The 9,001-nt window shown below is 40.9% G+C and carries 11 protein-coding genes; 5 read left to right on the top strand and 6 right to left on the bottom strand.

All coding sequences use genetic code 11. The annotated features are described in order from the left end of the window. Window position 1: 1 nt before the first annotated feature. Both pgaC and pgaD read left to right on the top strand, forming a co-directional pair. Entirely contained in the window at window positions 2-1,273 is a 1,272-nt protein-coding gene (pgaC, locus tag B2W49_RS01960; protein WP_414630568.1) for a poly-beta-1,6-N-acetyl-D-glucosamine synthase, read from the top strand. Beyond that, window positions 1,266-1,799: a poly-beta-1,6-N-acetyl-D-glucosamine biosynthesis protein PgaD gene (gene pgaD / locus B2W49_RS01965; RefSeq protein ID WP_291334077.1), complete on the top strand. Its 534-nt coding sequence runs from the start codon at window positions 1,266-1,268 to the stop codon at window positions 1,797-1,799. Before pgaC ends, pgaD begins: the two co-directional genes overlap by 8 nt. Here the strand turns inward: pgaD and pgaB are convergent. After that, window positions 1,759-3,015, bottom strand: coding sequence for a poly-beta-1,6-N-acetyl-D-glucosamine N-deacetylase PgaB (pgaB, locus tag B2W49_RS01970; protein ID WP_291334079.1), 1,257 nt, complete (start codon window positions 3,013-3,015; stop codon window positions 1,759-1,761). The genes pgaD and pgaB overlap by 41 nt on opposite strands. A gap of 416 nt (window positions 3,016-3,431) precedes the next feature. Beyond that, window positions 3,432-4,445 (bottom strand): tryptophan--tRNA ligase, encoded by a 1,014-nt coding sequence (gene trpS, locus B2W49_RS01975; RefSeq protein WP_291334081.1) that lies wholly within the window; start codon window positions 4,443-4,445, stop codon window positions 3,432-3,434. 209 nt (window positions 4,446-4,654) lie between these two features. Between trpS and B2W49_RS01980 the strand changes: the two genes are divergently transcribed. From B2W49_RS01980 to B2W49_RS01990, 3 genes are all read left to right on the top strand, one after another. Further along, entirely contained in the window at window positions 4,655-5,575 is a 921-nt protein-coding gene (locus tag B2W49_RS01980; RefSeq protein WP_291334083.1) for a DUF808 domain-containing protein, read from the top strand. 40 nt (window positions 5,576-5,615) lie between these two features. Further along, window positions 5,616-6,521, top strand: coding sequence for a KPN_02809 family neutral zinc metallopeptidase (locus B2W49_RS01985; RefSeq protein WP_291334085.1), 906 nt, complete (start codon window positions 5,616-5,618; stop codon window positions 6,519-6,521). 137 nt (window positions 6,522-6,658) lie between these two features. Next, the gene (locus B2W49_RS01990; RefSeq protein WP_291334098.1) at window positions 6,659-6,946 is read left to right on the top strand and encodes an MGMT family protein; all 288 of its coding nucleotides are present in this window, start codon (window positions 6,659-6,661) and stop codon (window positions 6,944-6,946) included. A 181-nt stretch (window positions 6,947-7,127) separates the two neighbouring features. Here B2W49_RS01990 and B2W49_RS01995 read toward each other — a convergent pair whose 3' ends face one another. The 4 genes from B2W49_RS01995 to B2W49_RS02010 all read right to left on the bottom strand — a co-directional run. Then, entirely contained in the window at window positions 7,128-7,568 is a 441-nt protein-coding gene (locus tag B2W49_RS01995; protein WP_004972175.1) for a universal stress protein, read from the bottom strand. A 189-nt stretch (window positions 7,569-7,757) separates the two neighbouring features. Beyond that, the gene (locus tag B2W49_RS02000) at window positions 7,758-8,396 is read right to left on the bottom strand and encodes a CatB-related O-acetyltransferase (RefSeq protein ID WP_168460919.1); all 639 of its coding nucleotides are present in this window, start codon (window positions 8,394-8,396) and stop codon (window positions 7,758-7,760) included. 94 nt (window positions 8,397-8,490) lie between these two features. Then, on the bottom strand, window positions 8,491-8,703 hold the full coding sequence (locus B2W49_RS02005; RefSeq protein ID WP_291334087.1) for a hypothetical protein: 213 nt from the start codon (window positions 8,701-8,703) through the stop codon (window positions 8,491-8,493). Between the two features lie 50 nt (window positions 8,704-8,753). Further along, window positions 8,754-9,001 (bottom strand): transposase domain-containing protein (locus B2W49_RS02010; protein WP_291334089.1); only part of this gene is annotated, 248 nt, incomplete at its 5' end.

A 9,001-nucleotide genomic window follows, 5' to 3' on the forward strand; every position in this document is an offset into this window, starting at 1 on the left:
TATGATGATGAACTTTGCAAAACTTGATCTGAGCGACTTATATTTTGGTTTTGCATTTTTCTATCCACTGTTTATGGCGTGGTTATGGATTGCAGGCGGAATCTGGTTTTATTTTAAGCGCGAATATCGTCAAAATGATTTGCCTGAACCGAGCGAAGAGGGCTGTAGTATTATCATCCCTTGTTTTAATGAGGAAGAACAAGTCCATGCGACCATTCGATATGCCATGCAGACGCAATATCCACTGTTTGAAGTGATTGCAGTCAATGATGGCAGTAGCGATAAAACAGCCGAAATTTTAGATGAACTGGCAGCACAATATCCAAAACTTCGTGTAGTCCATTTGGCTGAAAATCAGGGCAAAGCCTATGCCTTGCGGGCAGGGACCATGATCAGTCAATATGAATTTTTGGTATGTATTGATGGTGATGCCTTACTGCACCCGCATGCAGTATTCTGGATGATGCATCAATTGACCAGTTATCCGCGTGTAGGGGCTGTGACAGGAAATCCACGCATTATTAACCGTTCTAGCATTTTAGGTAAGCTACAAGTTGGAGAGTTTTCATCCATTATTGGGCTGATTAAACGTGCTCAACGTACCTATGGACGTATTTTTTGCGTATCGGGCGCTATCGCAGGCTTTCGTAAAACTGCATTAGACCGCATTGGGTATTGGCGCGATGACATGATTACCGAAGATATTGATGTATCTTGGCGTTTGCAGTTCGATCACTGGGATTTGCAGTACGTGCCGAAAGCTTTGTGTTACATCTATATGCCTGAAACCTTTAAAGGTCTGTGGAAGCAGCGTCTGCGCTGGTCGCAAGGTGGGGTAGAGGTTCTGTTTGCCTATGTGCGCAAGATGTTCAAATGGCGTTTGCGCCGTATGTGGCCCATTGCGATTGAAGCCATGATCAGTATTATATGGGCTTATGTGATTTTTGGAATTTTCTTACTGTATCTGTATGGGTTATTTTTTCCTGTACCAACAGAATGGTATATCCAAACCATTATGCCGCAGTGGTATGGCGTGATCTTAGGGGTAACTTGTTTAATCCAGTTCCTCGTGAGTTTAGCGATTGACCACCAATATGATAAAAGCCGTACTTTAAGAACCTACTTTTGGGTGATTTGGTATCCGCTATTCTTCTGGATTTTAATGATGCTGACCTCGGTGGTATCTTTACCTAAAACCATCTTCAAAAAGCAAAAACGCGCACGTTGGGTTAGTCCAGACCGTGGTTTTAGAGGAGAGGATGAACATGCCTAAATATGAAATGATTCAAGATGAATCTCAGCTTGAAATTCCTCAATATATTGATGAGCCAAAATATGTGCGCAATAAAAGTGCGGGCTATGGTCTTTTCTTTTTAGGATGGCTGGTTTGGATTTGGCTGTTCTTGCCGCTGCTTACATTGCTGCTGTGGTGGTATGAAGGTTATAGCATCTATCACCACTTAATTATTGGCAATGGTCCAGATGGCCCGATCAGTTTGTTGCACATGGCTTTAGCCATCGATATTTTTATTCTGTGCTTGTTGGTGTGGGCAAGCTATAACTGGATTCGCTTTCGCAATAAAGAGCGTCGTCATGCACCGATTCCTGTGACTGCGGTACACCTGGCGCAAAGTTTTGATTTGCAGGTGGCAGATATTGAAACTTTAAAACAGGCTAAAAATGTGACTTTGCATTATGACGAAGACGGTGTTCTGCAACAGTACGCCATCAACCAAACTTTGCCCGCTGTGTCAGTCGCTACTGGGCTGAATCAGGTTCAGAATCAAGCTGAAAACTAAGTTGCATGGGTTTGACTTGTGGATGTTGTGCAACAAAGTCATCAGGATAATAACCAATATGTTTCACACCATGCTGCTCTAAAAGTTGGATGGTGTGCTGCAACTCTTGGGTCGAAATTTTCTGCTGGTTGCGCCAATTGACCGTTTGTAATTCAAAAATAGTACGATCTAAATTGGGGTCGTATTTTTTTGCATGCTGAATTAAATCTAAATAAAATTTTTTATGATCTTTGGATTGCTCCATATAAGGCATAGCCATGATGGCATTGTAGTCATAATAACGATAGGTACTTGGCATAGACTGTGCAAACCATTGTTCGCTTTGGGGTTGCGTGACCACGGGTGCATACATGTTTCGCGCCACCAATACATTGGGCTGGTATTGCTTGAGTACTTGAGTAATACCTGCCGCCAATTGATCTAAATAAGCGGTTTTATATTTGGCTAAGCGTGCCTGTTTGGGATGTCTGAGGTCTTTAAAAATACGATGTGAAAACCCCCATTGCTGATAATATTTACGTGCCAAAGCTGAAGAATCCTCATAATCTGACAAGGTCACATCATCATGGTACAACACACCATCGACAGGATTGTGTTGAATGAAATCACGGTAAATATCCACAATAATTTCTAGGTTTTTCTGTTCAAAAGGTGAGAGGCGAATATAGCCTTTTTGTTCGTCTTGACGATGTTGCACATAATTGAATTGCTGATTTTTCGGCAATTCCCACGCCAAAACGGGCAACCATGCATAAACATGCTGCACCTGTGTATTTTGACGAATTTGCTGAAGTAACTGTGGAAATAAGTTGTCACGTACTGGCACATAACGGTTTTCGAAATATACTTGATCTGCAGAGCCGTTGGCATCTGGGTCGGCAAATGCCTGTAAAAAAATCGTATTCGGTCGAATGTTTTGAATGCGTTGAATCAAGGCTTGAATATTACGTTGTTGCTGGGCTTTGTCTGTATCGAAAACATAATCTAAATCAATATGCATAATCCGCATTTGCGCAATAGGCTTATTGTGCTTTGTTTTTTGTTGAGTCTGTTGCGTGGTGGGTTGTTCCAAGTTTTTTATAACGTTTTCAATAGGATGTTGAGCAATCACAGGCAAACTTTGAGCATGTACAGCCATAGGCAGGGTTAGGATGAATAGTCCAATTTGACATACTCGGTTCAAGGCTTGGCTAATTTTTTTTGGAAATACAAACATAAGACTTTCATCAGCACCACACAATAGATTTACTCTAATCACAATAGCGGATAGTTCAAGTAGTTTTTTGCATATCGGGAAAGGATTTTGTATTGTTGAACAAGCTGTATAAACAGCTGATTCCAATAAAAAAATACGCAATGATTGGGGTGATCATTGCGTATGAAAAACGAATCTGCTTTCACAGCTTCGATAACGGAGAAATGTTATGAAATTAGGATCGCTCCTAAAGCATGTAAGTATACTAAACTGAGAATGAATACTATTCCGCAGTATTCAGGTTACGTGATGTTAAATCACGTAAGTAATAAGTGTTTTTTGTGAATCGCGTCATCTTATCTTGATTTTTCAACCAAATTTAAAGTCTCTTATTCATGTGAATAAGAGACTTTAAAATATTTATATCTACAAAATACTTAGAAGCGGAACACACCTAAGCCAGCTTTTACTTCATCTAAAGTTTGCTGAGTAATGTTGCGGCATTTGTCTGTACCTGTTTTCAAAATATCCATAATGTAATCAGGGTCTTTGGCAAGTTCGATACGACGCTCACGGATCGGGCCAATCAATTCTTTTAAAATGCCTTCCAAACGCTTTTTCACCGTACCATCGCCCAAACCACCACGACGATAATGCGCTTTTAGTTCTTCAAGTTCTTCTTTGTTGGTATCGAAGGCGTCTAAATAAGTAAATACCACGTTGCCTTCAACCTGACCCGGGTCTTCAATGCGCAGGTGATTTGGGTCGGTGTACATTGCATTGACGGCTTTTTTTATGTCTTTGTCTGTGGCATCTAAAACAATGGTATTGCCCAGTGATTTTGACATTTTGGCTTTACCATCAAAACCAGGTAAACGTCCTACATTTGACAACAACGCCTGACATTCAGGCAACAAGTCATGACCAATTTGACGGTTCACACGACGCACGATTTCATTGGTCTGCTCAATCATTGGAATTTGGTCTTCACCCACAGGGACAACCGTTGCTTTAAATGCAGTAATGTCAGCCGCTTGTGCCACAGGGTAACACAAAAAACCTGCGGGAATATCACGCTCAAAACCACGCATCTGAATTTCAGATTTAATGGTTGGATTTCGCTCCAAACGCGCCACAGTCACGAAGTTTAAATACAACATGGTGAGTTCGTTTAACGCAGGCAGGCAAGACTGCACGCAAATGGTGGTTTTTGTTGGATCAATGCCCACCGCTAAATAATCTGTTGCTACCTCAATAATATTACGACGCACTTTTTCAAAGTTATCGGCATTGTCAGTTAAGGCTTGAGCATCGGCAAGTAACAGATGTTGATGATGTGAGTCTTGTAAACCTACACGTGAACGTAAAGAACCTACAAAGTGACCTAAATGTAATTGTCCAGTTGGACGATCGCCTGTCAAAATCACAGGACGATTATCTTGATTACTCATTTTTTATTCCAAGTCGTATCTACGACATCTATGTACCGATGAATTGCTACATTGTAAGGCATAATATTTTTCAATGTCACTTCCTTAAGTGGATTGAATAGCATTTGCTGTAAAAAATCTTTTGCTATAAAAAATTAATGAAGTAAATACAGAATCTATGTACATTCAGTTTTAAAATAACTTGAAAATTGCATAAGGATAACAACGCAATGGCGAGCAGCTTATTACTTTTATTAGATGACATTGCAACTGTTTTAGATGATGTGGCGGTTATGAGCAAAATGGCTGCCAAAAAAACTGCAGGGGTTTTGGGTGATGATTTGGCACTGAATGCACAGCAAGTCAGTGGGGTGCGTGCAGAACGTGAGTTGCCTGTGGTATGGCGTGTGGCCAAAGGTTCATTCATCAATAAACTGATTTTAGTACCATTGGCATTATTAATTAGTGTAGTTGCACCGTGGTTAATCAATCCTTTATTGGTGATTGGTGGGTTGTTCTTAAGCTATGAAGGTGTGGAAAAAATCATGCACACCTTACAGCACAAAAAAGCCCAAACGTCTAAAGAAGCACAATTAGAATTAATTCAAACCGAGCAAGACCTTGCGACTTATGAAACTGAAAAAATTAAAGGTGCAGTGCGTACTGACTTTATTTTATCGGCGGAAATTGTAGTGATTTCATTGGGTACAGTAGCAGCCGCAAGTTTCTTAACCAAAGTCACCGTATTGAGTGTGATTGCCGTTGCCATGACAGTTGGGGTCTATGGGTTTGTAGCTTTAATTGTCAAAATTGATGACATTGGTTTATACCTCACAGAACAAGCTGCCAATTTTAAACAACGTATTGGGCGTGGTTTACTGGCATTTGCTCCAATTTTAATGAAGACATTATCTGTGGTGGGTACTGCAGCGATGTTCTTGGTTGGTGGCGGAATTATCAATCATGCGATTCCTTTTGTGCACCATTTCACAGAAGATACGGTAGAGTATGTACAAGACATCCCAACCATGGGGAGTATTGTAGGTTCAGTCACGCCAATGTTGATTAACCTTGTCGTGGGTATTTTGGCAGGCATTTTGGTGGTGATTGTGGTCACAATCGTTCAAAAAGTGTGGTCAAAGTCTAAATAGGCTTAATCTGTTATCAGGGTTTAAGAGAAGGATAAGAATAATGCGTTGGAAAGGTCGTCGAGTTAGCACAAATGTAGAAGACCGCCGTGGTGGAGGTGGAGCAAAAGCGGGTGGTATTAGTATTTTGGGCTTAGTGGTGGCCTTTGTTGCGTGGAAGTTTTTTGGGGTAGATCCTCAATCGGCTTATCAAGCGACCAAGCAAGTCACCTCGCATGCACAAAGTGCTGAAACCAAAGGTTTAGACAATCCAAGCCCCGAACAACAAGAGGCAATTGAGTTTGTGGGCACTGTTTTGGCTGATACGGAAGACACGTGGTCACAAGTGTTTCAGCAGCAGTTAAATAACCAGTATGTGCCGCCTAAACTAGTGTTATTTACAGGTGTAGTTAATTCTGGCTGTGGTACGGCACAATCGGCGATGGGGCCGTTTTATTGTCCTGCCGATCAAAAAGTATATATTGATACTTCATTTTTCCAAGCCATGCGTCAGCAAATGGGCATCGGGGGTGAGCAAAATCAGACTGAATTAAGCCGAAATGATCAGGCAGGCGATTTTGCCCAAGCCTATGTGGTAGCGCATGAAGTTGGGCATCATATTCAGACTATTTTAGGGATTTCAGAGCAAGTGCATAAAGCACGTCAGCAAGTCAGTGAAGTGCAAGGTAACCAGCTTTCGGTGCGTCAGGAGTTGCAAGCGGACTGTTTATCGGGGGTGTGGGCGCATCATAATCATCAACGTACTCAATTCCTGGAACAAGGCGATATTGAAGAAGCGATGGACGCTGCACATAAAATTGGGGATGATTACTTGCAAAAACGTTCACGTGGACAAGTCGTACCTGATAGCTTCACGCATGGTACTAGTGCGCAGCGCGTACAATGGTTCCAAACAGGCTTAAAGTCAGGCTTGATTAACGATTGTGACACCTTCAATGCCGCAATATAAGTGACTTAAACTTGTATGATTATGATAAAAGGAGTGATTGATTCACTCCTTTTTCTTTTTACTAATTGCAGAAAATCAGGCTGTTTATGAAGTCAAATATACCTATTACAAAACCCAGCGATGAATTAGCACAATAGATTTTAGCCGTGGTGTGTCTAATTCCTAAAGGGCATGTAGCGACTTATGGACAAGTGGCGGCATTGGCAGGTTTACCCAAACATGCGCGATTAGTGGGGTATGTCTTAAAGCATTTGTCGGCAGGTCATCAAGTCCCGTGGCATAGAGTGATTAATGCACAAGGCAAAATTAGACTAAGTAAGTTGAATACTCAGGGAGAGAATATACAAGTATTAAAGCTAATGGCTGAAGAAATAGTTGTGCTTGAAGGTAAAGTAAATTTAAAACAATACCAATGGCGACCTTGAGTCGTTGAAAAAACAAGAGGGAAGAAAGCAAAGCTTAAGCAGACTAAATATTATGTTGTAAGCAAAGTGGTTTAAGAAATTGTTGAAATGAAAAACAGTATAGTTTTAAGTGCATGAAGATGTGAAAAAGAAAGAAAAAGCGAAAAGTTCCCCATTTCCGAAGAAATGAGGAACAAAAAACTTATTGGCGTACCACAAGTACAGGTGTTGTGCCTTCGCTTAAAATGCTTTGAGCAACGCTACCTAAGAATAATTTTTTCAAGCCAGTACGACCATGAGAACCGATCACGATCAGGTCAGCATTTAAGTCTTTTGCAGCGTTGGTAATTTCGCGTGCAATTACTTGACCTTCAAGTAGTTTAGTTTCAGCTTCAACACCTTGTTCAGTGAATTTTTGCTTTGCTTCTTCTAAAGTTTTTACAATAGAAGCGCGCGCGCGTTCAATCAAGTCATTGGTTTGGTTTGCAGTGATGTATTCTGCAGCAATATACGGGTCAAGTGTAAGTACTTGTACCACAGTAATTTTACTACCAAATGCTTTTGCAAGTTCAGCAGCTTTTGCAACAGCAGCAAAAGAAGTTTCAGAACCGTCCACTGGTACGAGGATGTTTTGGTAAGCCATGAGTGTTTCTCCTTATTGTAATTTCAATACTTTAATAAAATATTCGCTCTGAGTCCTGTCTTATCTTACGCTGAATTTATAGAGAATAAAACCCAGTAATTTCATAAAGATAATTGAGTGCTGTAAGTCCTTATTTCACCTTAATTTAGCATGAAATTATGACGCTGTGCTTGAAATTCAACTAAAGTTTTAGTCCTTATTGTTGTGCTGATTTTTAAAAAATTCCACCAGTTTTTTAACGTCATCTGTCTGCAATTGTTCTCGTATTTGTAGCAGATATTTTTCATCTAAATCATACAGTTTTAGTGCCAGAATGTCGGAAATTTCAGCTGCATTAAAACGGTGTTTAATCACTTTAGCAGGTACGCCCGCCACAATGGCATAAGGCGGTACATCTTGCGTAACCACTGCACCTGTAGCCACAATTGCACCTTCGCCCAATTCAACGCCTTGCATAATCATGGCACGACTACCAATCCAGCAACCATCGCCAATTTTAGTATCACCTGCGGCAACAAAGCTGCGAGTATCAAACGGAAAAGCCGCAATCCAGTCACTGCGATGCAATTGATTGCCGCCCATCATAATCACACATTCCGCACCAAAGCAGACAAAATTACCAATATAGAGCTGATCAATTGGTTTTTCTGCTGTGGCGGGTTTGTCGTGCAAATAACGTACTACACAACGCTCAAAGCCTTGATCCCAATAAGCTGAATAATACGAGTAATTGCCTTTAATATGGATATTCGGATTTTTTACAGTTTTGGAGATAAACTCAAATTCGCACCAGTGTTTGACAGGGGAATTAATCAGCGCTTCAGACATGGTTTTTTCGTATGGGAAGGTGAGGGAATTATAACGAATGTTGCTTAGTACTGCTAAAAAGTGCGAAAGTTTTTGCGTTGTAGGGATGTTCTGATTATCTAAACCAATGCCACAAATACATAAAAACATTTTTAACACTATTGGGAAAGATGAAACCCCAAATGCCAAAAAGGAGTGATGCGGCCAATACGATACTGACGGGACTGGTTTGTGTATTGATGAAGAGTCCCCAGACAGGAATTAAAATCAGTCCTAACACTGCCCCAGAAAGCGCATAAACAAATGTATGAATGATGCGATTTTCCATCTTATTTTCCTAAATTTTTGGTAAGCGTCCGCTGAATCCCATACCAATTTTTAATTCAATTTAGGTTTCCAGCAGTGTGGCAGTAACTCTTCAATCTGGGTCACTTTATGTGTCGGTAACCTTTTCAGCACATCACTTAAATAGGCATACGGATCCAGCCCATTCAGCTTTGCTGACTGGATTAACGTCATGATGTTTGCCGCTCGCTGACCACTGCGCAGCGAACCTGCAAACAGCCAGTTCTTGCGCCCCAACGCCCAGGGACGCATCTGATTCTCGACCCAATTATTGCAAATAG

It is taken from the genome of Acinetobacter sp. UBA801 (genome assembly GCA_002296655.1).
GTDB lineage: Bacteria > Pseudomonadota > Gammaproteobacteria > Pseudomonadales > Moraxellaceae > Acinetobacter.

What these genes read in the sequence shown, in the direction of transcription:
- pgaC (WP_414630568.1), top strand. Translation starts at nt 2, where the DNA reads ATGATGATGAACTTTGCAAAACTTGATCTGAGCGACTTATATTTTGGT.
- pgaD (WP_291334077.1), top strand. Translation starts at nt 1,266, where the DNA reads ATGCCTAAATATGAAATGATTCAAGATGAATCTCAGCTTGAAATTCCT.
- pgaB (WP_291334079.1), bottom strand. Translation starts at nt 3,015, where the DNA reads ATGTTTGTATTTCCAAAAAAAATTAGCCAAGCCTTGAACCGAGTATGT.
- trpS (WP_291334081.1), bottom strand. Translation starts at nt 4,445, where the DNA reads ATGAGTAATCAAGATAATCGTCCTGTGATTTTGACAGGCGATCGTCCA.
- B2W49_RS01980 (WP_291334083.1), top strand. Translation starts at nt 4,655, where the DNA reads ATGGCGAGCAGCTTATTACTTTTATTAGATGACATTGCAACTGTTTTA.
- B2W49_RS01985 (WP_291334085.1), top strand. Translation starts at nt 5,616, where the DNA reads ATGCGTTGGAAAGGTCGTCGAGTTAGCACAAATGTAGAAGACCGCCGT.
- B2W49_RS01995 (WP_004972175.1), bottom strand. Translation starts at nt 7,568, where the DNA reads ATGGCTTACCAAAACATCCTCGTACCAGTGGACGGTTCTGAAACTTCT.
- B2W49_RS02000 (WP_168460919.1), bottom strand. Translation starts at nt 8,396, where the DNA reads ATGTCTGAAGCGCTGATTAATTCCCCTGTCAAACACTGGTGCGAATTT.
- B2W49_RS02005 (WP_291334087.1), bottom strand. Translation starts at nt 8,703, where the DNA reads ATGGAAAATCGCATCATTCATACATTTGTTTATGCGCTTTCTGGGGCA.